The following is a 558-nucleotide window of genomic DNA, read 5'->3' as shown; positions in this document are numbered from 1 at the left end:
ATGCTGGGCAGGAACTTGCGGTAGGGATCCTCGGCGTAGATCCGGCTCTCGATCGCCCAGCCGTTGATGGCCAGATCGGCCTGACCGAAGGCGAGCTTCTCGCCGTAGGCCGAGCGGATCATCTGCTCGACCAGATCAAGGCCGGTGATCAGCTCGGTGACCGGGTGCTCGACCTGCAGGCGGGTGTTCATCTCCAGGAAGTAGAAGCTCTTGTCCTGGCCGGCGACGAACTCGACGGTGCCGGCGCTGTCGTAAGCGACCGCCTTGGCGAGAGCGACGGCCTGGGCGCCCATGGCCGCGCGGGTCTCTGGATCGAGCAGCGGGGACGGCGCCTCCTCGATGACCTTCTGGTTTCGCCGCTGGATCGAGCATTCGCGCTCGAACAGGTGCACGACGTTGCCGTGCTTGTCGCCCAGCACCTGGATCTCGATGTGCCGGGGGCTTTCGATGAACTTCTCGATGAAGATGCGGTCGTCGCCGAAGGCGCCGGCGGCCTCGGCCCGCACGGCCGGGAAGCCCTCCTCGACGTCCTTGCGGCTCCAGGCCACGCGGATGCCC

Annotated in this window: 1 protein-coding gene; it reads right to left on the bottom strand. The window is 66.8% G+C overall.

Going from position 1 to position 558, the window contains the following annotated elements:
* A partial coding sequence (locus tag AC1DCG_RS25085) for an ATP-binding protein (RefSeq protein WP_477041750.1) occupies positions 1 to 558 on the bottom strand: 558 nt, incomplete at both ends.

The organism is Caulobacter sp. 10L414 (assembly GCF_056395525.1).
Note: the sequence above shows the minus strand (reverse complement) of the source record. Positions and strands in the feature narration are given on the sequence as shown.